Origin of the sequence: Bacillus sp. MRMR6 (assembly GCF_001940785.1) — a bacterium.
GTDB lineage: Bacteria > Bacillota > Bacilli > Bacillales > Cytobacillaceae > Neobacillus.
In genome coordinates this window covers 211,140-236,870 of sequence record NZ_MSLS01000004.1, presented here as the reverse complement: position 1 = coordinate 236,870, position 25,731 = coordinate 211,140, and the positions used below count along the sequence as shown (strand labels likewise).

At 40.7% G+C, this 25,731-nt stretch carries 20 protein-coding genes; 5 read left to right on the top strand and 15 right to left on the bottom strand.

All coding sequences use genetic code 11. The features are described 5' to 3' along the window. Positions 1–137: 137 nt before the first annotated feature. The 3 genes from BTR25_RS06855 to BTR25_RS06845 form a co-directional block, all read right to left on the bottom strand. Positions 138–2,258, bottom strand: a complete 2,121-nt coding sequence (locus BTR25_RS06855) for an MMPL family transporter (RefSeq protein WP_075687317.1) — start codon at positions 2,256–2,258, stop codon at positions 138–140. A 228-nt stretch (positions 2,259–2,486) separates the two neighbouring features. Then, complete coding sequence (locus BTR25_RS06850) at positions 2,487–3,062, bottom strand: TetR/AcrR family transcriptional regulator (protein ID WP_075687316.1); 576 nt, start codon at positions 3,060–3,062, stop codon at positions 2,487–2,489. 346 nt (positions 3,063–3,408) lie between these two features. Continuing rightward, positions 3,409–4,791 carry an L-cystine transporter gene (locus tag BTR25_RS06845; RefSeq protein ID WP_075687315.1) on the bottom strand — a complete coding sequence of 461 codons (1,383 nt, stop codon included), beginning with the start codon at positions 4,789–4,791 and terminating at the stop codon, positions 3,409–3,411. 273 nt (positions 4,792–5,064) lie between these two features. Here BTR25_RS06845 and BTR25_RS06840 point away from each other — a divergent pair, with 273 nt between their 5' ends. After that, positions 5,065–6,264: an MFS transporter gene (locus BTR25_RS06840; RefSeq protein WP_075687314.1), complete on the top strand. Its 1,200-nt coding sequence runs from the start codon at positions 5,065–5,067 to the stop codon at positions 6,262–6,264. Between the two features lie 167 nt (positions 6,265–6,431). Here BTR25_RS06840 and BTR25_RS06835 read toward each other — a convergent pair whose 3' ends face one another. The 4 genes from BTR25_RS06835 to BTR25_RS06820 are packed head-to-tail and all read right to left on the bottom strand — an operon-like array spanning position 6,432 to position 10,320. Continuing rightward, positions 6,432–7,415 carry an NAD(P)/FAD-dependent oxidoreductase gene (locus BTR25_RS06835; protein WP_075687313.1) on the bottom strand — a complete coding sequence of 328 codons (984 nt, stop codon included), beginning with the start codon at positions 7,413–7,415 and terminating at the stop codon, positions 6,432–6,434. Between the two features lie 24 nt (positions 7,416–7,439). After that, positions 7,440–8,264 carry an ABC transporter ATP-binding protein gene (locus BTR25_RS06830; RefSeq protein ID WP_075687312.1) on the bottom strand — a complete coding sequence of 275 codons (825 nt, stop codon included), beginning with the start codon at positions 8,262–8,264 and terminating at the stop codon, positions 7,440–7,442. A gap of 14 nt (positions 8,265–8,278) precedes the next feature. Beyond that, on the bottom strand, positions 8,279–9,301 hold the full coding sequence (locus BTR25_RS06825; RefSeq protein ID WP_075687311.1) for a FecCD family ABC transporter permease: 1,023 nt from the start codon (positions 9,299–9,301) through the stop codon (positions 8,279–8,281). Beyond that, entirely contained in the window at positions 9,301–10,320 is a 1,020-nt protein-coding gene (locus tag BTR25_RS06820) for a FecCD family ABC transporter permease (protein ID WP_483295240.1), read from the bottom strand. The genes BTR25_RS06825 and BTR25_RS06820 overlap by 1 nt, the downstream gene beginning before the upstream one ends. A gap of 313 nt (positions 10,321–10,633) precedes the next feature. Here BTR25_RS06820 and BTR25_RS06815 point away from each other — a divergent pair, with 313 nt between their 5' ends. Both BTR25_RS06815 and BTR25_RS06810 read left to right on the top strand, forming a co-directional pair. Then, entirely contained in the window at positions 10,634–11,584 is a 951-nt protein-coding gene (locus BTR25_RS06815) for an ABC transporter substrate-binding protein (RefSeq protein ID WP_075687310.1), read from the top strand. Between the two features lie 591 nt (positions 11,585–12,175). Next, entirely contained in the window at positions 12,176–12,679 is a 504-nt protein-coding gene (locus BTR25_RS06810; RefSeq protein ID WP_075687309.1) for a DinB family protein, read from the top strand. A gap of 114 nt (positions 12,680–12,793) precedes the next feature. On the opposite strand, the gene BTR25_RS06805 is transcribed toward BTR25_RS06810, so the two are convergent. The 3 genes from BTR25_RS06805 to BTR25_RS06795 all read right to left on the bottom strand — a co-directional run bounded on the left by BTR25_RS06805 (position 12,794) and on the right by BTR25_RS06795 (position 16,248). Next, positions 12,794–14,296, bottom strand: coding sequence for a glycine betaine uptake BCCT transporter (locus BTR25_RS06805; protein ID WP_075687362.1), 1,503 nt, complete (start codon positions 14,294–14,296; stop codon positions 12,794–12,796). Between the two features lie 137 nt (positions 14,297–14,433). Then, entirely contained in the window at positions 14,434–15,126 is a 693-nt protein-coding gene (locus tag BTR25_RS06800; RefSeq protein ID WP_075687308.1) for an N-acetyltransferase, read from the bottom strand. A gap of 12 nt (positions 15,127–15,138) precedes the next feature. Beyond that, entirely contained in the window at positions 15,139–16,248 is a 1,110-nt protein-coding gene (locus BTR25_RS06795; RefSeq protein WP_075687307.1) for a mandelate racemase/muconate lactonizing enzyme family protein, read from the bottom strand. Positions 16,249–16,327: 79 nt separating this feature from the next. Here BTR25_RS06795 and BTR25_RS06790 point away from each other — a divergent pair, with 79 nt between their 5' ends. Next, entirely contained in the window at positions 16,328–17,587 is a 1,260-nt protein-coding gene (locus BTR25_RS06790) for a transcriptional regulator (RefSeq protein ID WP_075687306.1), read from the top strand. Between the two features lie 86 nt (positions 17,588–17,673). Here the strand turns inward: BTR25_RS06790 and nhaC are convergent, their stop codons facing one another. From nhaC to BTR25_RS06775, 3 genes are all read right to left on the bottom strand, one after another. After that, the gene (gene nhaC / locus BTR25_RS06785; protein WP_075687305.1) at positions 17,674–19,095 is read right to left on the bottom strand and encodes a Na+/H+ antiporter NhaC; all 1,422 of its coding nucleotides are present in this window, start codon (positions 19,093–19,095) and stop codon (positions 17,674–17,676) included. A 200-nt stretch (positions 19,096–19,295) separates the two neighbouring features. Next, positions 19,296–20,393, bottom strand: coding sequence for an amidohydrolase (locus BTR25_RS06780; RefSeq protein ID WP_075687304.1), 1,098 nt, complete (start codon positions 20,391–20,393; stop codon positions 19,296–19,298). A gap of 112 nt (positions 20,394–20,505) precedes the next feature. Then, positions 20,506–21,933 (bottom strand): alanine/glycine:cation symporter family protein, encoded by a 1,428-nt coding sequence (locus BTR25_RS06775; RefSeq protein WP_075687303.1) that lies wholly within the window; start codon positions 21,931–21,933, stop codon positions 20,506–20,508. Between the two features lie 285 nt (positions 21,934–22,218). On the opposite strand from BTR25_RS06775, the gene BTR25_RS06770 reads away from it, so the two are divergent. Further along, positions 22,219–22,755 carry a ribonuclease H-like YkuK family protein gene (locus tag BTR25_RS06770; RefSeq protein ID WP_075687302.1) on the top strand — a complete coding sequence of 179 codons (537 nt, stop codon included), beginning with the start codon at positions 22,219–22,221 and terminating at the stop codon, positions 22,753–22,755. Positions 22,756–22,812: 57 nt separating this feature from the next. Here BTR25_RS06770 and BTR25_RS06765 read toward each other — a convergent pair whose 3' ends face one another. Both BTR25_RS06765 and BTR25_RS06760 read right to left on the bottom strand, forming a co-directional pair. After that, entirely contained in the window at positions 22,813–23,931 is a 1,119-nt protein-coding gene (locus BTR25_RS06765; RefSeq protein ID WP_075687301.1) for a cytochrome-c peroxidase, read from the bottom strand. Positions 23,932–24,185: 254 nt separating this feature from the next. Beyond that, positions 24,186–25,520 carry an alkaline phosphatase gene (locus tag BTR25_RS06760; protein ID WP_483295239.1) on the bottom strand — a complete coding sequence of 445 codons (1,335 nt, stop codon included), beginning with the start codon at positions 25,518–25,520 and terminating at the stop codon, positions 24,186–24,188. Positions 25,521–25,731: the final 211 nt, after the last annotated feature.

Here is a 25,731-nt window from a genome sequence, read left to right as displayed (position 1 = left end):
CACCTTATACTCTTTTATCATAAACTAGAGATACACCGAAATCTATGTAATAATTTATTTTATTTAGCAGAATTACCCACTTCCGAACAATAGAAAACGAAGCATCTCCAGATGATGCTTCGCTTATACTCATTCGTTTAGTTATTGGAAACTGACTTTCCAGCTGTAGGTTTTTCCTTTTCAAACAAGACAATTAAGGCTGGCAGTAAAACTCCTCGAATAAGAAATGTATCTAATAGAATCCCCACTGCAACAATAAATCCAAAAACAAAGAGTAACTGGATAGGTTGCGTCATTAATACCGCGAAGGTCGCTGCGAGGATAATTCCCGCTGAAGAAATGACACCCCCTGTATTCGAGACAGCGATCTCAACGGCTTTCTTCACAGAGTGCTTCTTTCTTTCCTCTATGAATCTAGAAATTAGTATGATATTGTAATCAATTCCAAGGGCTACTAGGAAAACAAACGAATAGAGCGGAACACGATTACTAATGGTATCAATATCGAAAAACAAACTACTTAAGAACATACCTAGACCGACTGCGGCCAGGAACGAGATTAAAATCGTTCCCATCATGTAAATCGGCATTTTAATTGATCTGGTCATCACCATTAGCATCCCCAAGATTAGAATTGACTCAAGTAATACGATCACAACTAAATCACGATTGTTAATCGCTCTGTCGTCTACTCTTTTTGCAGTTTCTCCAGCAAAATGCAGCTTTCCTTCCAGCTGCTGATCTGCTAAAAATTGATCTGCGTTCTCTCTCATCTCTTCCAGAGTATCCATTGTTTCAGCATCATATGGATTTTTCTCAAACGTAAGGCTGTACTGGATAACTTTATGATCCTCTGTCGTACCAGTTGGGCGGACATTATTGACTAAAGGCAGCGCTGCGAGTGCTTCTACTAAATCTGCTTGCACTTCAGGAGTGATGACATCTTCAGCCTCAAATAAGACAGTGGTTGGCGCAAGGTCACCCGCTTCAAATTTCGCTTCTAATATTTCATAGCCTTGTCGAGAAGGCATATCTTTCGGAAACGACTTCATCGTATCAAACTCATAATTTAGGTTGAGCATATTTAGGGCAGAAACAAGAAGAATTAACCCTATGGCCGCGGCAGAAACGACTGGTTTTTTTACAACAAATTGACCAACCTTACTCCATAGTGAGCTGGACTTAACTGTTGGTTCCCCTACCCTTGGAATTTTAGGCCAGAATGACTTTCTTCCAAAAAGCGTAAATAAAGCTGGGACGAGTGTAATCGAAGCGATCATGATAATGAACATCGCGGTTGCAAAAATTGGTGCAAAGTTTCGATAGTCCCCAAATTCAGCAAAAAACAGAACTAACATAGCCGCCAATACTGTTCCTCCAGAGAAAAAAACTGGCACCCCGGTCTCTCTCATTGCCTGTTTCATAGCTTCAAACTTATTCTCATACTGCTTTAACTCTTCACGGAAACGTGAAAAAACAAACAACGAATAATCTATAACTGCTGCAAATAATAGAATTGACATGATGGATAAGGTTTGATTGTTTAACAACAGACCTGCTCCACCCATAAGCCCGAGGACTTGATTTACCACCTCATACACAAAGCCGGCTGCTAAAAGTGGAATCAGCGCCAGTAAGGGCGAACGGTAAATAACAATTAACAGCACAAGGATTAAACCTACAGTTGATAGCAAAAGGACTATATCTGCACGGGAAAAGAGATTAAGAGAGTCTACCGCTATCCCTGCAGGCCCAGTAATATTTAGTGTAAGTTCAGTCGAGTTTTCAACTATTTCACTGATTTTCTCCTGATGTGTTCTCATTTCCTTTGTTTCTAGTGTTGATTCAAAGGTTAACGGCAGAATAACTGTACTTGTATCCTCGGAAAAAAAGCCAGCAGCTACCTGTGGCGGCAGACTTGTAAGTGGAACCATTTCTTTGATTCCTTCCACCTGATCAATCTCTTCAAAAAATGGAACGAACTGTGATAATTGAACTTCTTTACCTTTTTCCTTAGATTGAAAGACTAGGATCGCAGGAATTCCATCGTTGCCTTTAAAATACTGGTCAACCTTATCCTGGGCAATCATCGATTGTGCATCGGCAGGGATGGAGTCAATACTTGAAGACTCATATTCCTTTGCACTTGGTGCCAAAGTTGCCAGCAAAATTGTTACTACTAGCCAAATTCCAAGCGTTACCCACATTCCTCTTTTCGAGGTAACTCGATCGGTTATCCTTCTCAAGAATGAATCCACCTTATCATTTCCCTCCCTTTTTTTTGGGGGCTACTACGTTGGACATTCTCCTACGTAAAGTAACTTACTTTGGCCGAAGTTGGTTCACCTTCTGATAATCTCCTACGCAAATCAATCTACTTTGGCCGAAGTTAACTCTCCCTTCAAAGGTGACACAACTGTCACCTTTGTGAAAAATAAAAGACACAATGTCAATTTTATTATCTTTCAAAGTGACGTTTGTGTCAATTACTTACTTATGAACATTCCCTGACTAATCATTTCCTTCATCGACGTAAGCCACTCCTCATGAGGAATCCCAAAATGGTTTGGGATGGCAATCGATTGAAGGATAAATCCTAGCATAAGCCCATCAGGAATATGTGATTTAACTTTTCCCTGTTTCTTGCCTAGCGTAATAAATTTTTCCAAATGCTTATACATTTCCAGCGGCAGTTTTTCAAGCTTGTCCTTTCTTTCCATCTCTTTTTCATTCGACTGTAGAAGCATTTGCTGTGCGGCTCTTATCAAATGATGTATTTCTGTTTTCTCAAAAATAATATCCATTAAAGCACCGAATTGAGCCTCGAAATCACTGTGTTTTTCAATCGCCTTTAACTCTAGGAGAAACTGTTCCATCTCATAGATCATAAAATCCGTAATTAACACATCTTTGTTCTCGTAATATTTATATATTGCACCTCTTGAAACTTCCATCTGCTCTGCCAGCAAACTAAAGGTAAAACCTTCATAATTATGCTGCAGCAGGATTTTTTTTACCGTTTGAAATAACTCCTCTGTAGTAAACTTCCGCTCACGTGCCATACATTCACCCCAAACCTATTATAAAGAACTTTCACAAAGTTAAAAAGGAATCGCGGAAACTTTTTTAAAAAGAGGAAGTCCCTAAATAAGATTCCCTCTCCCTCTATGTTTTAGATTACAAACTGCTGATATTTAAAAACCAGAAAAATCTCCTCTTGAATCAGATTAGAAAAACTTTGCATTCGCCAAGTCAATAAGGCGAATGCCGAGGTTTCTCTTATACTTTCCTATTAGCTAAAAAAACTGGACCGCCCATCATGAGCAGTCCAGCATAAGGATGAGTGTACGCCTCAGGTGGAAAGTGTCCACGAGCGGTGCCTGTCACCTTTTATTATGTCAACCAAGCCTACGCTTCGACTACGTTTGGCTGTTGGTAGGTTTTTTCTTCGAATTCGCCTGTTGCTTTGCTTGTTAGGACGCCTGATGTCATGGCTCCGCTGACGTTTAGTGCTGTGCGGCCCATGTCAATTAATGGTTCTACGGAGATCAATAGACCTACAATGGCAATTGGAAGGTTCATAATCGATAGAACGATTAACGCAGCGAACGTTGCACCGCCGCCTACACCTGCAACACCAAAGGAGCTGATTGCAACTACAAGAATCAATGAAATGATGAACCCTGGACTTAACGGGTCAATCCCCGCTGCCGGAGCAACCATTACGGCTAACATCGCTGGGTATACACCAGCACAGCCATTTTGACCGATCGATAACCCAAAGGAACCAGCAAAGTTGGCAATTCCTTCAGAAACACCTAAATCTTTCGTTTGTGTTTTAATTGTCATTGGCAATGTTCCTGCACTTGTACGTGAAGTAAAAGCAAAGGTTAAAGTTGGCAATGCCTTTTTTAGATAGAAAATTGGGTTTAGCTTTGCAAATGATAATAATAGCAAATGAACAATAAACATAAGAATAAGCGCGACATAAGATGCAATGACAAACTTTCCTAGGCTGACAATCGCATCATAGTTACTAGTTGCTGCTACCTTTGTAATAATAGCGAGAATTCCATATGGTGTTAAACGCAGAATCAATGTAACGATTCGCATGATGACTGCATATAAAGAATCCACAATCTTGGCGAATAACTCTGCGTGTTCAGGTTCTTTTCGCTTCACTCCAAGATAAGCAATACCGATCAAGGCTGCAAATATTACAACAGCAATCGTTGAAGTTGCACGAGCACCTGTCAAATCTAAGAATGGATTTGCAGGGAAAAGTTCAAGAATTTGCTGTGGTGCTGTCATGGTTTGAAGACCAGCAGCTCTTTCCTCTAATGCTGCATTACGGGCTGCTTCAGCCTCGCCTTCTGTTAACTCAATTCCATCAAGGCCGAATCCTAAAGTAGTACCAATCCCAATCGCTGCTGAGATTGCAGTTGTTCCTAAGAGAATACCAATAACAAGGAAACTGATTTTGCCAATATTCTTTGTAAGCTTTAATTTCGTAAAAGCTCCCACAATGGAAATGAATACGAGCGGCATAACCACCATTTGTAGTAATTTTACATAACCAGTACCAACAATGTTAAACCAACCAATTGATTCTGTTGTTACCACAGATGCAGTACCGTAAATTAAATGAATAAGATAACCAAAAATAATACCTAAACCTAAACCAGCAAAAACACGTTTTGAGAACGAAACATGCTTCTTTTGCATCAAGAATAATCCAAACATAAGTAATAATAATATTGCAATATTGACAATTACTAATATTGTATTCATCCTTAATCCCCCCTTTTAATTTATATATATTAATATTAGGCTATGAAAATACTATTATATTTATTCCTACCGGTCAAGTAGGAATAATTAATCTCTTCGAAAGTATTTAAGTGCCAGCCTCTTCTATATTTTGTTAGCGAAAACACACTGGACACCCAATTGCTTAATCACAAGTGGTGACAGGCACCACTTTTATCATTAATGTTTTTCTTCCAATATTTTAGAACCTATAATATATTTGATTGTATTAGACTATAAAAACGTGGTGCTCCTATGTGGAAAAATAAAAATGTATGGATTATATTAACCGGGGAATTTATTGCCGGGCTTGGGTTATGGCTTGGGATTATTGGTAATTTGGAGTTTATGCAAGAGAAAGTCCCTTCTGACTTTTTAAAATCTCTTCTTTTGGCAACAGGGCTCTTAGCCGGAATAGCAGTCGGCCCTTATGCAGGAAAAATCACCGATCAAATGAGCAAAAAATCCGTTATGTTAGGTTCTGGATTTTTGCGTGCTGTCAGTGTTATTTTCATGCTAATCGCTATAGCTACAGGCTCTGTCTGGTGGATGATTGTTTTTTTCGTTCTCATTCAAATATCGGCAGCCTTCTATTTCCCTGCTTTACAGGCAGCCATTCCATTGGTAGCGGCTGATAAAGATCTTCTTCAACTGAACGGGGTTCATATGAATGTTTCGACCCTGTCAAGAATTATCGGTACTGCAGCAGCTGGAATTCTTATAAGCTTTCTGCCATTATCTACGCTTTATATTGGTTCACTCATAGCTTATATGGCGCTCTTTGCCCTAACATGGTTTTTAGATTTTGATGAAGATAAGGCCAATAATCGTGAAGTGAAAAATGCGAGAGAAAAGACAAGTTTTAAAGACGTTTTTCCAATCATAAAGGGTTTGCCGATTGTTTATATGACCTTGATCATAACGCTGATTCCTTTGCTTTTCCTAGGCGGTTTTAATCTAATGGTTATTAATATCAGCGAACTTCAGGATAGTTCGGCGATCAAAGGATGGATATACACTGCCGAAGGTGTCTCGTTTATGCTAGGTGCTTTTTTCATCAAACAGCTTAACAGCAAAATCTCATCCTATAAGATTTTGTTTGGCAGCGCCATTCTGATTGGGCTTTCCGAATTTATGCTCTTTTTCGCAGACCTTCCAGTAATCACCATTGCTGCCTTTTTGGTGTTTGGCTTTTCAGTTGGATGCTTTTTTCCGACGGCAGCAACGATCTTTCAAACAAAAGTACCTAAGGACTTTCATGGTAGATTTTTCTCCTTTCGAAACATGCTCGACCGAATCGGCTTTCAAATCGTCCTAATCATTACCGGTTCACTGCTGGATTTAATCGGACTACAGCTCATGTGTGTCCTATTCGGGGTCATATCCATCATCATGACAACCGTCTTTTACATCAAACACACCCAGACACAAAGGGTAATCAAACAAGAAAAATAGCACCAAAACAGGCACCTTCAAAATTAGAAGGTGCCTTCTATTATCCGGACTGTCCACCCCAGGCGTACAAAATGGGGTATTTGTATTTCTGTGGTGCCTGTCACCATAGATATACAAAATAGCCATAATGTCCACGAGCGGTGCCTGTCACCCTGTCACCACTGCCATTAAAAATGGGTGGTTGAGTAGATGGGCTTGAGTTCTTTTTCGGGTTGGGTGTAGGCTTTTGCGCTGTTGACGGCTTTTGGGCCTTCTGAGAATCCGCCGGCTATTAGGTGGAGTTTGTCTTTATAGTTTGCACTGTCTCCTGCTGCGAAGATTCCTTTTATATTCGTTTGCATTTGCGAGTCCACCTTGATGCTGCCGTATTCCACTTCTAGCCCCCAGCCCTTCATTGGACCAAGATCTATACAGTATCCATGGTTGACCAGAACATCGTCTACTTCTATGTCCTCAAATTCTTCCGTCTCAACATTTTTCACACGCACACTTTTAATCTTGTCGTCCTGCTCATGCAACGCTTCTAAAACATAAGGAGTCATAATGGAAGCCGAAGAAATTTTTAATTTAGTGATATTGCATTCCAATCCTGCAAATTCATTCCGGCGATGGACAACCGTCACTTTCTTGGCAATCGGGAGTAATTCGTTTGCCCAATCCACCGCAGAATTGCCGCCGCCAGAGATAAGGACATGCTTATCTTTGAAAGCACTCAGCTTCTCCACGGAGTAATGGAGATTTTTTCCTTCATACTTTTCTGCCCCGCTAATCCCAAGCCTTGCACTTTTCAAGGTTCCAAACCCTGTTGCTAGAATTATGGTACGAGTCAGATGGCACTCTCCATTATGGCTTGTCAGCAGAAAGTTTCCATCCTCCAACCGTTCTAATCCAACCACCTGTTGGTTCAAGACAATCGTCGGTTTAAACGTTTGAGCCTGTTCAACCAAATGGTCAATCAATTTTTCACCTGAAATAGCCGGAATACCCCCGATATCTCTAATGATTTTTTCTGGATAAAAATAAGAAACCTTCCCGCCTAAGTATGGTAAAAACTCAATAATCTTAGTCTCCATTTCTCTCATCCCGCAATAAAAAGCTGTAAATAAACCGATTGGCCCCCCGCCAATAATGGTTACATCATACAATTTCATTGTTCATCCCCATCCCATTTGTGGTTATATATTTACAACTTTCCTACTTTCAACATGCTGCTCCTTTTTAATCAAATCGTATGAAAGGCAGACCGGTTTTTTCGTTCTTGGGTCTCTGACAATTTCAGCATCAATCTGAAACACTTCTTTTAAAGTCTCGTGTGTCATCACTTCATCAGGTGGTCCCTCATTTACCTTTTTACCAGCACGAAGGGCAACCATATGGTGAGAAAATCGTGATGCGTGGTTCAAGTCATGAATCACCATTACAATGGTTCTGCCTTCTTCTCTGTTTAATTTTTCAAGCAGCTGTAAAATCTCTAATTGATGAGCCATATCAAGATAGGTTGTGGGTTCATCCAGCAGCAACAGGTCTGTTTCTTGAGCAATCGCCATCGCGATCCACGCGCGTTGACGCTGTCCACCAGACAAAGCATCAACAGGATGTTCAGCAAAAGCAGATAATCCAGTCACCTCTAATGCCCAAAGTATAACCTGACGATCTCGATCTGAAAGTCTTCCAAATCCACTTTGGTGTGGAGAACGTCCATATGAAATCAATTCATAGACGGTTAATCCATTAGGTGCCTCCGGGCTTTGAGGGAGTACCGCCATTTTTTTTGCAATTTCTTTTGTAGGTATTTTATGAATCATCTTTCCGTCAAGATAGACAACACCAGAATTTGCAGAATGGACACGTGCCATTGTTTTTAAGATGGTTGATTTTCCGCAGCCGTTTGCACCAATAATCGTGGTGATTTCTCCCTTATTGATTTGCAAATTCAAACCATCCACAATGATTTTTTCTCCATAACCAATCTGTAAATTTTCCGTTGATAGTGAAACCATGATCCATTCCCCCTTTATTTTGCTTTTATGAGTAGATATATAAAATACGGCGCACTGAAAATGGCTACCACAATCCCCACTGGTATCGAAGTCGGAGCTAACGCATTTTTACCAAGCGTATCGGCCAATATCAAGAACAAGGCACCTATTACTGCCGTGACAGGAAGAAGCAGCTGATGCTTTGGTCCGATTAACCTTCTTCCGATATGAGGCGCTACTAGTCCAAGGAAGGCGATCCCTCCGCCGGCAGCAACACAAAATCCCGCTAATGCGACGGCTGTAAACAGCAATACTCTCCGTTCTTTTTCAACATTCACTCCAAGACCCGCAGCCACTTGATCCCCTAAACTCATAAGATTTAACGTATGTGCTTTATAAATGGCATATGGCAAAAGTATCAGAATTAATGGTGTCAGGACACTTACCATCTTCCAATTCGCCCCCCATATATCACCTGATAGCCAAACGGCAGCCTGCATAAAGTCTTGTGGGTTCATTTTTAACTGAAAAATAATGATCGCTGCTCCAAAGCCTGAATTTATCCCAATCCCGACAAGGATCAACCTTACAGGGTCAATTCCTTTTTTCCATGCTAATACATATATCATTAACGCAGCTGTGAGGGCACCAACCAAGGCAAATAATGGCAATAAAAAGGTCCCCAATGTTGAAACACTGTTCATCGATCCTTGAAAGAAGTAAATAAATAAAATAACCATGAAGCCGGCACCAGCATTGATTCCTAAAATTCCAGGGTCCGCTAAATCATTCTTGGAAACGCCTTGAAGGATGGCTCCAGAGACTGCTAATCCTGCCCCAATAACCAAAGACAAAATCATTCTTGGCAGCCTGAAATCGATTAATACCAATTCGTCACGGGCAGTTCCCATTCCGATTAATGTTTTAAATACATCTAATGGAGCAATCCGAACAACACCAAGGTTTAAACTGATCATAAACACGATGATTGTCAGCAGTGCTAAAACGCTAACGATAACATAAAACTTCTTTTTCTTTGTATTTACTGCTGCATCCACTACAGTCCTCTCCTTTCCCCACGAGCCAAATATAAGAAAAAGGGAACTCCAATAATAGCAGTAATCGCTCCTACAGGTGTTTCAAACGGAGCATTCACCATTCGGGCTGCGATGTCGGAGAGGATTAATAACAATCCGCCTAGTACAGCAGAGATGGGAATAATCCAGCGGTAATCAGATCCGATGACAAAGCGGCTGATATGTGGAATCACTAGACCAATAAAGCCGACTGCTCCCGCTACAGATACGGCAGCACCGGTCAGCAACAGTACAACCAATACCCCTAAGATCTTTATTAAAACGATATTTTGCCCAAGTCCTTTTGAAACTTCTTCACCTAGACTTAGTATGGTGATTGATTTTGAGATGAAGATCGCAAGTAAGAGTCCTATTCCACCAGCAACAACTAATATTTTTACCGAGGTCCAATTTGTTGTCGTTAACCCTCCTGCATACCAAAAGCTCATATTCTTTGCCACCTGTGTATGAAGAGCAATCGCGCTCGAAATAGCACTTAACATCGACCCTACCGCTACACCAGCCAGCGCTAATTTGACCGGTGTTAAGCCCCCTCTTGAAAAAGAACCAATCATAAATACGAGAGTAACTCCAAGTCCAGCACCGACAAATGAAGAAAACGTAAGTCCTAAAATCGTCGCCGCCGGAAAAAAGGCGAGGGTCAGCACTAATGCAAAAGCTGCCCCATCCGTTACCCCCATAATAGATGGAGAAGCTAGCGGATTACGCGTTAAACCTTGCATAACCGCTCCCGAAACAGCAAGCAGAGCTCCCACAAAAACGGCCCCAACCGCTCTCGGCATCCGAATTTCCTGTATGATCTGATGTGAAGTAATGTCAGGATTAAAGTTTGTGACTGCTTCCCATACCGTACTAAATTTTATATCTGCTGCACCATATGCAATTGATAAACCCATAATAATAATGATTAAAAAGATACCGATGATTAAGGTCAACGTACCTTTTACAGAAGTTTTCAAACGATGATTGTTATCCTGAATTAAAGCTTTATCCCCTTGGTGTATGGCATTTTCATTCAAAAATAACACCCTTTCTATAAAGAGCCAGAAAAATAAATAGTAATATATTTAAGAGGCATATGTTTTTAAATAATGATAATCATTATCAACAAGTATAATTACCACCCAGCTATATTTCAATATGTGCTGGCCATAAATTACTGATTCCATAAATATCCTTCTAACTTTCTTCACAAACTAAGCAAAATCATGTTGTTTTTGTCATTGACGGCGTGAGCGAAAATGATAATCATTTGCAGCAACACAGATACTTTTTATTTCAGGAGGAATTACAATGTTAAAAAAGCACCTACCACTAGTATTTACTTTATTACTGATGTTATTTTTAGTCAGTGCTTGTAATAATGCTGATAATACAGAAACTGAAAAAAACACGGATGACCAAACAACACCTGAAGTAACCTTAGAGGATGCAATGGGGGAAGTGGTTATTCCTGCTAACCCAGAGCGGGTTATTGCTCCATACTTAGAAGACTCATTAGTAGCATTAGGAGTAACTCCTGCAGCTCAATGGTCTATTGGCGACACGGTTTTAGATTACTTACAAACTGAATTACAAGGTGTACCAAAGATTGGCTGGGATGTTCCACTTGAACAAGCCATCAGCTACGACCCAGATTTACTCATCTTCAGTTCTCCAGCAAGCATTCAAAAGGGGCAATATGAAGAATACAAAAAAATAGCAGCTACATACGTATTTAAGGACGAAGTGAGCGCAGATTGCCGTTCACAGCTTACACAAATGGGAGAAATTTTAAATAAGCATGCCGAAGCAACGGAAGCTCTTGCTGCTTATGATACAAAGGTTTCTGACACAAAAGCGAAGATTCAAGAGTCGATCGGAGATGAAACGGCAGCGATCCTCTGGGTTATGGCTGATAAATTTTACTTGATGGAAAGCGACCGTTTCAGTGCAAAGGTCCTCTACAACGACCTAGGCATTAAACAGCCTGCATTCATTGAAAACCTTGGTGGAGCCGCTGTACAATGGGATCCAATTGCCCTTGAAAAACTACCTGAAATCGGTGCAGACCACATTTTCCTTATTAGTAAAAAAGGAGAAGCTGGTCTAGATCTTTTAGCTAACAGCTCCATTTGGAAGGGCCTAGACGCAGTTAAGAATGGCAAAGTCTATGAAATGAACGAACCAAGCTTCTGGACCATCAACGGCCTAATTGCCAGCCAAAAAACTATTGAAGCAGTAGAACAAGTTCTAGCAAAATAAGAAGAGCGCGTGGCGCCCGTTTATCGGTGTATGGACTCCTCGAAAAAAGCTAAGCTTTTTCCTTCGTGCGATGGCCAGCTTTCGTTGCTTCCCTTATGGTGCGCTTCGACTGGGATAAAGGAAACACCAAGAGCGTTTTTGAGTGTTCGATGTTGACTTATCGTAGGGAGAAGAGTGAAGTACACTAGCCGATGATGTCTGAAGCTAGACATTTCTCAAAGTCGAAATCTATGCTTTCTGCAAAAAAGTCACAGGCTTCTTCTCCATGTGAGAAGATACCTTTGACTTTTCTTAACTGTCCACCCCAGGCGTACAAATTGGGGGAATTGTATTTCTATGGTGCCTGTCACCATAGAAATACAAAACGGCCATATTGTCCACGGACGGTGCCTGTCACCATATAGTTTTATACGATTTCTTCGTCATTTAGGTTAGAACTACCTCAGGCGACTTTACTCTAAAAAAAATAATAGAAGATCCACTAGTATCTAATATCAAATACTTGTCCATCTCCCTTCTGTTTAATAGGAATATTCTTCTAAAACAGAGAATATATACAGTATGTATGGTTAATTGAAGGGAGAAATTGCTATGAAATTATCTGTAAATGATCAGCTAATAGAAACTAGAAACCAACTATTAAATGAAATCAACTCACTTACTATCGAGGACTTGAATAGAAAATTGGATGATTCCACTTGGAGTGTTTCTCAAATTTGCCATCATTTGTTTTTAACAGAGCGTGTATTTACACAATCAGTTGTCTATGGTTTAAAGCAAGGACACCCAAGAAAAGCAGACCCTAAAACCATACATCTTGCTGCCGATCGCACTCAAAAGGCTAATGCTCCTGATATGGTTGTTCCAGGTGATGTCCCCCTTTCATTTGATCAGATCGTGGAACTCTTAGATGAATCGAGGGCTATCCTATTTGAAGTGTTAGATAGAATCGAAGACAAATCCCTCCTATCCGAACGATCCGTAAAGCATCCTCTCTTCGGCCATCTGCCGCTCAATCAATGGATCGACCTAGTTTACCTGCACGAACAACGGCATATCGAACAAATAAAAGAGATAAAAGCCCAACTAAAATAAACAATGCCTGACTCCAATATAGGGGATCAGGCATATTTATTCTACTACTGTCCGCCTGAGGTGGACATTTCGGCCAAAATGTCCACGAGTGGTGCCTGTCACCACAACTTATTATCACCTTTTGATTTTCTCTGTTCTTAAGGTTTTGACGAGTGAGAAGATCATTAGGATCATGATGATGGTGAAGGGGAAGGCGGCGATGATGGAGGCTGTTTGCAGAGCTCCGAGTCCCCCAGCCATTAACAATACGGCAGCAGAAGATGATTGAACAAGCCCCCAGATAAATTTAACTCGATTAGGAGGGTTTAAACTGCCTCCGGTTGTTTGCATCCCTAAAACAAAGGTTGCCGAGTCTGCAGATGTAATAAAGAACGTAGCAATTAAGAATATCGCTATATATGACATAACATTTCCTAAAGGAAAGTGGGAAAGAACTGTAAATAAGGCTATTTCCTGACCTCTCTCATTGACAACATCCATGATTGCTTCATTTTGAAAATACTCTAAATATACAGCAGAACCGCCAAATACAGAAAACCATAGTCCACCAAAAACGGTTGGCACCAGTAAAACTCCAATTATAAACTCCCTAATCGTTCTCCCCTTTGAAACACGGGCAATGAACGTACCTACAAACGGAGCCCAGGCAATCCACCAGGCCCAATAAAAGATCGTCCAATCCTGAACCCATGTATTCTGTTCAAAAGGACTTAGCCGAAAACTCATAACGGTTAAATTTTGCAGATAACTACCAATTGTAGTAGTGAACAAGTCCATTATAAAATTAGTCGGTCCGGCAAATAACAAAAAGAGCATAAGCGCAAGAGCTAGAAAAATATTCGTGTTACTCAGGATTTTAATCCCTCGGTCCAAACCCGTTTGGGCAGATGCCAAATACAAGACTGTGACAATTCCAATAATGATTAGCTGCGTATTCACAGTATTTTGAACGCCAGGAAACAAGTATGAGACACCCCCGCTGATTTGGGTAGCACCAAACCCCAAGGAAGTAGCTACACCAAAAATGGTTGCAAAAATGGCAATAAAGTCAAAAAGAATCCCAAGTGGACCATTCACCCGATCACCAAAAATCGGTTTTAGAATTTGGCTTACTACTCCATCTGAATCTTTGCGGAATGTAAAATAAGCAAGAATCAACCCAATTACCGCATAAATGGCCCAAGGATGCAGCCCCCAATGAAAGAAGGAATACCGGATCGCATCTCTTGCTGCCTCAGTGGTCTGTCCCATTCCAACCCTCGGGGTATAGTAATGCGACAAAGGCTCTGCTACTCCCCAGAAAACGAGACCAATGCCCATCCCTGCACTGAACAACATTCCAAACCATGTCACACTATTAAATTCAGGTTCATCAGTATCTTTACCCAGTTTGATATTTCCGTATTTCGTAAAAATTAACGCAAGGGCAAACACAAGAAACCCAGTGGCAGACAGCAGATAAAACCAGCCGAATTTTTCAATGATGAATTGTTGGATGTTACTGGTTACGTTTCTTAAATTTCCTTCTGGCAAAATCGATTCAGGAATGATCCCCCATATAATAAATAAGATTGAAACAATAAGTGCTACATAAAAAACTGGTTTTACCTTTTTCACGATTCCACACCTCTCTAAAATCAAACCACCCATATTAAAGTATTTAATAAAAGAAAGGTTACTATTCTGAAATAGACGAATTAGAAGGACAAATAAGAAACCAATCCTTTTAATTGTTTTCTTTTCAGAATTTACAATTATCGTGAAAAGTACAGCCAATAACCATCATCTTTTGCTTCCATGGCTATGCAGCGTTTTCCTTGTGTGAATAGTAGTTTCTGTGCGTCGATGTCTTCCATTTTTACATGGACATTTGACCTATTTTCATTTTCATTGTTTTCTTCCAAATCTAATACAAATATGTAGCGAAGCCGGCCGCCGTATTTTTCTTTTACAGCATTTATATGCATGCCCTGTGCAAATTTGTCCTTTAAACTAGGAATATTAAACGGAGCTACGGTACAGCAGATATAGCGGTATGGATGATTTTGTGTGCTTAATTCTTCCATTATTATTCCCGCTAGAATTTTTTGCAGACCATTTCCGCGAAACGTTGGAAGCACACAAGAAATCTCCTGATAAATAACCTTTGCTAAATCATCCTCTGATAAGCCAATATCCCAGCCTAAATGTTCGTTATCTATGGCAGGAACGAGCAGTGCCCGAAAAGCAATTAACTGGTTATCAACAAATACACCGAGCATCAGTCCGTTTCCAGATAGAATATATTTAAATTCTTCCTCCGAAAGTGCAGCCAAGGAATCCTTGTCCGTTAACTGATCGGCCACCTCCTCCTGTACCACAAGGATTTCACTCATATCATTAAGTGAAAGCCGACGAACCTTATATCTTCCACCCTTCTTAAACTCTCCTTCATTTATCCAATCCATATTAAACCCTCCCTACCTGACCGTATCTTCAAACACCGTTAACTCTTTTAAAATATCTTCGTTCACTTCAATCCCTAACCCAGGCTTCTCAGTCAAACGGATAAAAGGCACTTCATATTTTAGATTTCCGATATCTTTTGCAAACTTCAGCGGTCCTGTCAGCTCTACACTGGTAATAACTTTTTTTGAAAAAGCAACATGGAATCCCGCAGCAGAACCAACTGATGATTCAACCATTGAGCCAACCTGACATTCCATTCCTGCAAGTTCCGCTTGATGCGCAAGCTTAACGGCTGGATAGATTCCTCCGCATTTCATTAATTTAATATTTACCTTATCTGCCGCACGTTTTTGAATGATTTCTCGCATTTCGCGGATTCCTTTTAATCCTTCATCAATCATTAAAGGAATGGCTGTCTTTGACTTTACCTCCACCATTCCATCAATATCATCTGCAGCAACCGGCTGTTCTACCCAGTCAATCCCCTGATTACTCAGTTGGGATAAAGCCGTAAGAGTTTCGGAGCTGTTCTTCCACCCCTGATTTACATCCACTCTAATGGCAATATCCTCCCCCACCTCAGCACGAACAGCCTTAATTCTCGCCACATCGGCCTTCGTTTGTGTTCCTACCTTCATTTTAAAGGATCGATAGCCCAACTCTTGCATTTTTGCTGCCTCTTTCGCCATTTCTTCTGGCTCGGCAATACTCAATACATGCGTAATTGGGAATTCATCATGAAACCGGCCGCCAACTAATTGATACACAGGAACCTTCAGCTTTTTTCCTAAAAGATCATAACAGGCAATATCAATGGCCGCTTTTGCGGTTGGGGCTGCATAAATCAATTTGTCCATTATGTCGTGGAGTTTCTCCATTTCCATTGGGTTTTTACCTATTAGTGCCGGAGCAATGGTATTTTTCAGAATATGAAAGGTACCCTCCCAGGTTTCTCCTGTTACATGCTCATCTGCTACCCCTTCACCGTAACCGATAATTCCTTCATCTGTTTCTATTTTTACAATAATAGAAGGCATATAGTCGTAGGTATGATAGCTAATCACAAACGGTTCGAGAAGAGGTAAATGAATGGCATTAAGATGAATTGCTGTAATTTTCATAATATTCCTTCCAATCTCTAAATAAATTTGGTATATTTGTCGTTATATAGACGCTAAATATTTTATAGGAGCTGTGTTAATGATGACGAAAATTGCTGTGATTGGATCAAGTGAATTTATGGGTAAAATCCTTTCCGTTGCAGCGAAAATGCAAGGGATTGAGATTGATCCCTATATTTATCAAGAACCAAGTGAATCGGCAGCCATAATTAAAACACTTAAACCATGTGATATTGTCTTTTTCTCAGGTGCACTGCCATATTATTTTTCAAAAAAACAACGTGAGAAGCTTACAGTCCCTGCTTTATATTTGAAACAAGATGAATTAGCTTTTGCTTCATCCTTTTTACAAATCATTTATACAAAAAATATTTCACCAGAGAGGATCTCGATTGATTTAATTGACTCCTCCATTGTAACCAATTTACTGAATGACAGTAAGATTATTGCTCAGCCATTTGTGATCGATTACCGTGAGATGTTAGCTGAACCCTGTTTTGATACAAACCGGATTGTCAAGTTTCATCAATCCCTATGGGAGCAAGGGGCCATTGATATAGCCTTAACTAGTATCCACATTGTCTATGATCGTCTCCATGAGTTGGGAATACCTGCTCTCCGAATGACCGATCCAGAAATATCCCTGCTAAGGGGGCTTCAAAACGCTCAAGACCAGGCTGATCTTCATAAAAGTAAATCTGCACAAGTGGCAGTTGGTTATCTCATGCTGCAAAGTTTCCGCACTGAGCGAGTAGAACAGTTCGCAAACGAAATCAATGCCTCTTTTCAAGAACAACAAGACAATATCCTTCTTCTATATAGCACTAGAGGCGATATTGAAGAGGCAATGGAAAAACAAACTCTGCATGATTTTCTAGAGAAGAGTAAAGAATCGTTATTGGCTGGCTTTGGCTTTGGTACGAATATGAAGGAAGCGGATCAACACGCACAGATTGCACTTCAGTTTGCCGAGAAAGATGTTAATCCTACGAGCTGCTTTATTTTAACTGAGGATAAGGAATTACTTGGCCCCTTCCCTCATGTAAAGCGGAATCAGCGATTAAAAAGTGATCATCCTGAAACTTTGCTTATTGCAAAACAAACGAAACTGAGTCCAGCAAATGTTTCAAAAATAATTGAATTTAGTAAGTCCAGACACACTCTCCAGTTTACAGCTGCAGACCTTGCCGATTATCTGCAGGTGACACGACGTTCAACTGAGCGGATTATAAAAAAGCTAGTTGATCATCGGTATGCGAAGGTTGTTGGTGAGGAAATGACCTACCAGCAGGGTCGTCCACGTGCCGTTTATGAGCTCAAACTTCCAATCTATTTTTAAAAGTTTAGTGCGAATTCCGCTCGATCATAAAGTTTTAAAATAAAAGGAAAGTTCCCGCAAACAGGTGAACTTTCCTTTTATTCGTTTTATGCCTTTATGATCGTCTCATCTTCATTGTTTAGTAAGTTTATTTCCTCAGGGGTTAGCTTTGTAATCGTGATTCCAGTTAGAGCGTAAATGACTGAGATGATTGGGACGATAAAATTCAAGATTGCATATGGTCCATAGTCTAAAGCATGAACGCCTAGTGTTCCAAAAATAAACACCCCGCACGTGTTCCAAGGGATGAAGACAGATGTAAGTGTCCCACCATCTTCAAGTGCGCGAGATAAATTTTTCGAATGAAGTCCTTTTTCACGATAGGCATTCGCATACATACGAGAAGGAATCACGATTGATATATATTGTTCGGAGCAGGTTGCGTTTGTAGCAAAACAAGATACAATGGTCGAAGCAACCAAACTTTTTGTCGATTTCGCCAATTTTAGGATTTGATTCACAATAGCCTGCAGCATCCCTGTGTGTTCGAGTATACCACCAAAAGTCATAGCAACAATGGTCATTGACACCGTGTACATCATCGAATCCAGGCCGCCGCGGTTGAACAGGTTGTCCACCATTTCATTTCCCGTATCAATCACATAGCCGCTTTGCAGAGCTGCCACTGCATCTGAGATGGAACCGCCTTGAATGATAATTTGTGCTGCAAAACCAAGGGTAATTCCAATGATCAATGCAGGAATAGCAGGTACCTTCTTGGCCACTAGGACGATAACTAAAAGTGGAATAAGCATTAAAAATGGTGAAATCAAGAAGCTATCTTGCAAAACAGCGGCCGTTTTTTCAATACTGGCTCCATCCATCCCTTCTGTCCCAAATTTTCTTCCCATTAAGAAATAGGCAATTAGTGCAATGATTAAGCCTGGAATGGTTGTATAGAACATATGTCGAATGTGTACAAATAAATCAGTATTCGTTAGACCTGATGCTAAATTTGTTGTATCTGAAAGCGGAGACATTTTATCGCCGAAGTAAGAACCTGAAATGATCGCTCCAGCTATCATAGGCGCTGGAATTCCCATACTTAAACCGATTCCTAATCCTGCAACACCTATTGTTCCCATTGTTGACCATGAGCTCCCGATTGCCAATGATACAACTGCACAGATCACACAAATGGATACTAAAAATAGAGAAGGTGTAATGATCTTTAATCCATAAAAAATCATCGTAGCTACGATTCCGCCGCCAATCCAAGCACCAATCGTTAGTCCAACAAGGATGATGATAATCACTGCGGGTAATGCGAGGCGAATTCCCTTATACATTGCCTCTTCGATTTCTTTCCACTTATAGCCGCAACGCCAAGCAACGATGGCAGCAATGGAAGTTCCGAAAATCAATGGGATATGCGGTCCCTGCTCAAGTACGATAATCGTAAAAGCCATCACTGCAATCATTGTAACAAGTGGAATCATTGCTAGCTTAAAAGACATTTCCTTTTTCATAATCCTTTTCCCCCGACTCCTATTTAATATGTATCTGTGCCCTTGCCTCTTTCCTTTTTTAGAAAATTACCAATTGTCGCTAAATAGACGTTAAATTAATATTAAGGTACGCTTGCAATTTCCGTCAATGAAAATTTTTTTAAAAAACCAACTGCCATCAATACAAAAAAACGATGCAGACAAAATGCATCGTTTTCTTCTTATGCTCTCGTTAACGTTTCTGCAAGAATGCGAGCGCCAACGTCTAATATGCTGCTATTAAACTCCATCTTAGGATGATGTAACCCTGGCTGTAGATCTGCCCCTATACCAATCATTGTTGCTTTCAATTTCGGCTGTTTCACGGTGTAGTAATGAAAATCATCACTTCCTGGTGTTATGACTGGACACGCAGTGTTTTCATCTCCAATGCAATAGCGAATGGCGTCTTCAGCAATTAGCTCCGCTTCAGTTGAAACCTCTGCTCCAGGGGTAAAATCACTCCATGTCCATTCAATATCCACACTATAAAAATCCTGCAAACCCCGAAGTCCATTATCAATCTTGTCTTTCAACTGATCAAGAACCTGATTTTTTTGCGCACGAACATCGATGGCAAATTCCGCTGTCCCTGGAATAATATTTGTACTTTCACCGCCGGCAATAACTTTTGTTAGTTTAGCAGAGTAGGGCTCAAACGGTGAAAGGTGAATTGATTTCACATAATTATGAAGCGCTGTTGCCACTTCAATCGCATTAACCCCTTGATGTGGTCTTGCTCCATGCGCATCATTTCCCTTCACCCTTCCTTCTAGGAAAATCGCTGAGCCATGATGGATAGAAGGTGCAACCTGTCCTAGCGGCAGCTCCTCAATCGGACGAAGATGAACGCCAAACAAATGCGTAACATCCTGAATCGCCCCTCGCTCAAACATCGCAACCGCACCATTTCCCTTTTCTTCAGCCGGCTGGAAAATGAAGCGAATCTTTTTATTTAGGGAACGATTTTTCAAGTATAGCAATGCACCTAAGACCATTGACATATGGGCATCATGGCCGCATGAGTGGTTTGCCTGCCATACTCCATCAACCTCCTGCCAAAGTGCATCAATATCAGCTCTGACCGCAATAACCTCGTCACCTTCACCAATCTCGGCAATTAGTCCCGTGACATCGGAGAAACGACGGTAACTCACCCCTAGTTCGTCTAAAATTTCAGCAAGCGTATTGGTCGTTTCAAACTCCTTCCAGCTAACCTCTGGGTGAGCATGAAAATGTTCAAACCAGGCTAGAATTTGTTTTTCAAAATTTTCTATCAATTTATGACACTCCTATCTCTTAAGAATAATATACACATAGTACAATAAAACAAGCTTCCCCCACAAATATTTGAGAAAAGGTGACAAGCACTCAGCCCATCACCGATATCTCTTAACCTATTTTTCTTTTAGATTTTGCCTCTGCTGGCGCTTCATCCCAAGCCTCTACATTCTTTAGTCCTTCAATGCTTGAAGAGTAGAAAACTGGATTTTTCCCAGCGGCTCGTTGTTTTTTATAATCAGCAAGAGCAGCATAGGCAAACTTACCAAGGAGAGTAATCGCTATTAAGTTAATAATCGCCATTAGTCCCATAAATAAATCGGCCAGATTCCAGACAAAACTTAATTCCGCTAAAGATCCAAAAGCAACCATCCCGATCACAAGAACACGGAATACGTTAACAGCAATTTTATTATTTTTAATAAACTCAATATTTGTTTGAGCATAATAGTAGTTTCCTACAATTGAACTAAAGGCGAAAAGGAATACAATCAACGCTAGGAAGATTCCTGCCCATGAACCCAGTGAGCCTTCTAAAGCGTTTTGCGTTAAGGCAATTCCATTTGTTTCACCAGATGTATAAAGGCCTGATAACAGAATAATGAATGCAGTTGAGCTACAAATTACAAGTGTATCAATAAAGACACCCAATGATTGGATGAGGCCCTGCTTAACCGGATGGCTGACCTCCGCTGTCGCAGCAGCATTTGGAGCACTACCCATACCCGCTTCATTCGAAAATAACCCGCGCTTAATTCCGTTCATCATCGCAGCACCTATAGCACCGCCTGCTACTTCAGTGAAACCAAATGCACTTTTAAAAATCAATGCCAATACTGCTGGTACTTCTGTAATATTTGTGATCATAATGAATAGCGCGATTAAAACGTAAGCACCTGCCATCACAGGAACAATCACTTGTGATACTGCCGCAACTCGTTTAATTCCACCAAAAATAATAATACCTGTAATAACAGATAGAACGATTGCGATGATTTCTTTATCAAAACCGAAAGAATTCGTTAATGAGCTTGTGATTGTATTAGCCTGTACAGAGTTAAAGGCCAATCCGAAGGTAATGGAAATCAAAACTGCAAAGGTTACTCCCATCCAACGAGCATTTAATGCTTTTTCCATATAATATGCAGGTCCACCTCGGAAAGTGTTCCCATCTTTCACCTTGTAGATTTGCGCTAGTGTGCTTTCCACAAACGCAGTAGAAGAACCGATTAAAGCAATCAACCACATCCAGAAGACCGCTCCTGGACCGCCGAGACTAATTGCGATCGCTACCCCTGCGAGGTTTCCAGTACCAACACGAGACGCCGTACTAATACAAAAAGCCTGGAAAGATGAAATTCCTTTTTTACCGCCCTTTGTCCCCTCGCCCATTAGGCGGAACATTTCACCAATCATCCCAAATTGGACAAACTTCGTGCGAACAGTAAAATAAAGACCCAAACCAATCAACATAACAATCAATACCTTCGACCAAAGCAAAGTATTAGCCCAGTCCAAAAAAACCTCTATAAAATTCATCCTAGCTCCTCCTGATGTAACTATCTCTATATAATTAAACCCACTTAAAATCCAATGTAACAAAATCTCACATGAATATCAATGTATTATCTTACCAGTTGGTGACAGGCACCAGAGAAATACAAAACACCCTCATTTGTACGTCTCCAGTGGACACTTCATGACAAAATAACTCACAATAGCAGAAAATACGGTTTTATGCTGGCACATGAATAATTCTCTTTCCATAAAATAAAATTAAGGATAGGTCAAAATTTTTCTTGAAAGGGAAGATGTGGTGCATAGATGAAAAAATTCCAGGTTTATCATTATTCTTTTCAAAACCTGCAAGAGCGCAGTATGACCTTCGAACAAGTCTTTGAACATATCGTAAAATTTATGAATATCGCTCCTAGCGGGAACTTTCGCTTAATGGTCGGTACAGATTCACAGGTTCATAAAAAACATACAGTCTTTATAACCGGAATTGTCATTCAAAATGAAGGCAAAGGTGTTTGGGCATGTATCAGAAAGATTGTCATTCCTAGAAAAATGACAAAGCTCCATGAACGGATTTCTCTCGAGTTATCTTTAACAGAGGATATCGTCGCACTTTTTACTGAAGAAAGGAAGAACCGTTTAATCAATATCGTGCTTCCGTTTCTCTATCAAGGAGCTACTTTTACAATGGAGGGACATATCGATATTGGAGCGGGAAAACGAAATAAAACGAGGCAGTTTGTTCAGGAGATGGTTACAAGGATTGAGTCGATGGGGGTTGAACCAAAAATTAAGCCAAACGCTTTTGTTGCTTCAAGCTATGCCAACCGTTATACAAAGTAGAGTCTTGAGCCCTGGTGTGCTGCTCATGTAACGCGCCAGGGCTCAGGACCTTTACTTTTATGGGAGTTCAGGTTTCGAGAAAATCGGCGGCTCCCCTCCTAAAGTCTTGAGAAAGGCTAGAAGATCTGCCTTTTCTTGGTCTGATAATCCTAAAGGATTCATGAATTGTTTCATAAAAAAGCTTTTATTTGGATGGTGATCGCCGCCCCGGTCGTAATAATTAATCACTTCTTCAAGGGTAGCAATACTGCCGTCTCTCATATATGGTGCAGTGTGGGTAATGCCATATAAACCTGGTGTCCGAATTCTTCCTAAATCCCTTTCGTCTCCCGTCACTGCAAATCGGCCCAGATCCTCCGTGTTGAGACCAATATTATAGTAGTTATTGTCCGTAAGATTCGGTCCATTGTGACAGGTAATACACATCGCTTTGCTAGTAAATAGATTTAATCCTCGGACTTCTTCGTTTGATAAAGCCGCTGTATCTCCTTGGAGGAAACGGTCATACGAGGTATTTTTTACGACAATTTGCCTTTGAAAGGCTGCTAGGGCTTTTGCAACATTTTGCTTCGTGATTCCATCGTTAAAAGCCGTTTGAAACATATCTTCATAGCCCTTAACCGCCTTTAACTCCAGTATCAATTCATCTAAGGGCTGATTCATCTCATCAGGATTTTCGATTGGTCCCAATGCCTGTTCCTCAAGAGTGTCTGCACGGCCATCCCAAAAGAAGGTACTATAATAGCTGGTGTTAATGACCGTTGGACTATTTCTCTTGCCATTGCCGCCATCGTATGTTGCAAAGGTCGGCTTCGCATCACCGTAGCCTAGATTGGGATCATGACAGGTCTGACAACTCACTTCGTTGTTCCCCGAGAGGCGAGGATCGAAAAATAACGCCTGACCAAGCGCCAAAACCTCCAATGTCATTGGATTATCCTCTGGTATCACTGCGTCACCAATTGGGATTAGTGCTGTGTGATTACGAAGACTATTCAGCAATACCTCTGGGTCTATGTCTGAGTCTGAATCAACCTGTTTAGCTTGAGTGACCTCTTGTGATGTATTTTCCACTGTCGGATCCACTGGTGCTACAGCTTTATCCTTCACTCCACAACCTGCAAACACAAAGCCTAGCAAAAACAACATGGCTGTCCCTTTTAGTACTTTCTTCATAATGGTATTCTCCTTCGAGATTTTTTATCTTAACACCATTATAAAATTGGTAGTCTTAATATACCGAACCCTATTGTGAAGAAATTAGCACATAACAAAAAGCACCTCCCCCTAAAACAAGAAGGCACTTCATCATTCTGCAAAACTGTCCACCCCAGAAATACAAATGGGTGTTTTTGTCCACGAGCGGTGACAGGCACCACTGCTGCATCACAGCATCACAGCATCACAGTGGCCCGCAGATCACTAAGGTCTCAGTCCTCCAATATTTTGAAGATAAGTTTGGCGTGGTCGGTGTTGTCAATTTGTCCTGTGAACCGGTTGCTTCCGGGACCGTAGGCGTAGACGTTGACGTCTTCGCCAGTGTGTCCATCGGTTGTCCAGCCGGTGTTGGAACGTTTGTTGATGATATTTTCAATTGCTTGGTCGATTTGTTTTATATCTTTCCTCTTAGCAGCGCGCTTAACTGATTTTATTTCTTTTTTGGTCAGGTTTAAGTCAACGTAGGATTTCAAGGTTTCTTCCACTTCCGCTCCGCCTGCTATCTGCTTCGCTATGAAATCTGGCGTCCGATGCACTGCCTTTATAATCTGACTAAACCAGTTATATTCTCCCCGTGCACCAATGGTGTAACCTCCAGTTGAATGGTCAGCGGTTGCAATAACAAGTGTCTGCCCGTCCTTTTTTGCAAATTCAATGGCCGTTGTAAATGCTTTTTCAAAGTCCTCCAACTCACTCATGGCAGCAACAATATCATTATCATGACCTGCCCAATCAATTTGACTTCCTTCTACCATTAAAAAGAAACCATTTTTGTTTTGATTTAGACGATCAATCGCAGAGGAGGTCATATCTGCCAGCGAAGGAACGTCTTCTGATCGGTCAATCATTTTTGGCAGGCCGGCCTTTGAAAACAACCCAATTACCTGGCTATTCCTATCATTTATCAACTCCACTAGATTTGTCACATAACTATAGCCATCCTGTTTGAACTCCTCTACGAGATTCCGATCCTTTCGGATAAACAAATCCAGTCCGCCGCCAAGCATCACGTCAATTTTATGCCTGCCCTCAATTCTCTCATTATAATAGTCATCTGCGATCGCATCCATATGGTCCCGATTGTCATCATGTGCAGCAAAAGATGCCGGCGTTCCATGTGTTATCTGCGCCGTTGCAACAAGTCCTGTTGCCTTCCCCTTTTCTTTTGCCGCTTCAAGGACCGTTCTTAATTCGTTCTTATCCTTGCCAACCGCAATGGCTGAATTGTATGTTTTCTCTCCAGTGGACATTGCAGTGGCTGATGCCGCCGAGTCCGTAACATTTTCCTCGGAATCACCAGGGTACGTAGTTTGCTGCCCTACTAGGTATCGATCAAATTCCGTTAATTCAACCGTTTTTGTCGCTGGGTCATCCTTAAGGTATCTGTATGCAGATGTATAGGACACACCCATTCCATCTCCTATTAGAAAAATGATATTCTTAATTGGCTGTGCATTTTGTTCAGCGGAGGCCCTATTAACTTCTGTAAAACTAAAAGAAATAACAAACAGTATAAGGTACATATTTTTTATAAATCTTCTATTAATAAACACCCTACATCTCCCTTACTATTTATTTCAGTAGTTACCTGTTAACCTGATACTAAAAGTGGAAGCGCTAACATATAGTGTAACTAAAAAAATAATATCTATTTGTGAAAGGAGGAATTTGTCAATAACAAGTCCAAGTCAAAGGGAATTCCCTATTATCGAATTTACTTCTATCTGTATAATATCTTAATATGATTTTTCGAGGAGC

Coding starts and splice junctions, on each gene's coding strand:
- BTR25_RS06835 (WP_075687313.1), bottom strand. CDS start 7,415: ATGAAATTGTATGATGTAACCATTATTGGCGGGGGGCCAATCGGTTTA.
- BTR25_RS06830 (WP_075687312.1), bottom strand. CDS start 8,264: ATGGTTTCACTATCAACGGAAAATTTACAGATTGGTTATGGAGAAAAA.
- BTR25_RS06795 (WP_075687307.1), bottom strand. CDS start 16,248: ATGAAAATTACAGCAATTCATCTTAATGCCATTCATTTACCTCTTCTC.
- BTR25_RS06765 (WP_075687301.1), bottom strand. CDS start 23,931: ATGAAGAAAGTACTAAAAGGGACAGCCATGTTGTTTTTGCTAGGCTTT.
- BTR25_RS06790 (WP_075687306.1), top strand. CDS start 16,328: ATGATGACGAAAATTGCTGTGATTGGATCAAGTGAATTTATGGGTAAA.
- BTR25_RS06850 (WP_075687316.1), bottom strand. CDS start 3,062: ATGGCACGTGAGCGGAAGTTTACTACAGAGGAGTTATTTCAAACGGTA.
- nhaC (WP_075687305.1), bottom strand. CDS start 19,095: ATGAAAAAGGAAATGTCTTTTAAGCTAGCAATGATTCCACTTGTTACA.
- BTR25_RS06840 (WP_075687314.1), top strand. CDS start 5,065: ATGTGGAAAAATAAAAATGTATGGATTATATTAACCGGGGAATTTATT.
- BTR25_RS06800 (WP_075687308.1), bottom strand. CDS start 15,126: ATGGATTGGATAAATGAAGGAGAGTTTAAGAAGGGTGGAAGATATAAG.
- BTR25_RS06775 (WP_075687303.1), bottom strand. CDS start 21,933: ATGAATTTTATAGAGGTTTTTTTGGACTGGGCTAATACTTTGCTTTGG.
- BTR25_RS06810 (WP_075687309.1), top strand. CDS start 12,176: ATGAAATTATCTGTAAATGATCAGCTAATAGAAACTAGAAACCAACTA.
- BTR25_RS06770 (WP_075687302.1), top strand. CDS start 22,219: ATGAAAAAATTCCAGGTTTATCATTATTCTTTTCAAAACCTGCAAGAG.
- BTR25_RS06845 (WP_075687315.1), bottom strand. CDS start 4,791: ATGAATACAATATTAGTAATTGTCAATATTGCAATATTATTATTACTT.
- BTR25_RS06815 (WP_075687310.1), top strand. CDS start 10,634: ATGTTAAAAAAGCACCTACCACTAGTATTTACTTTATTACTGATGTTA.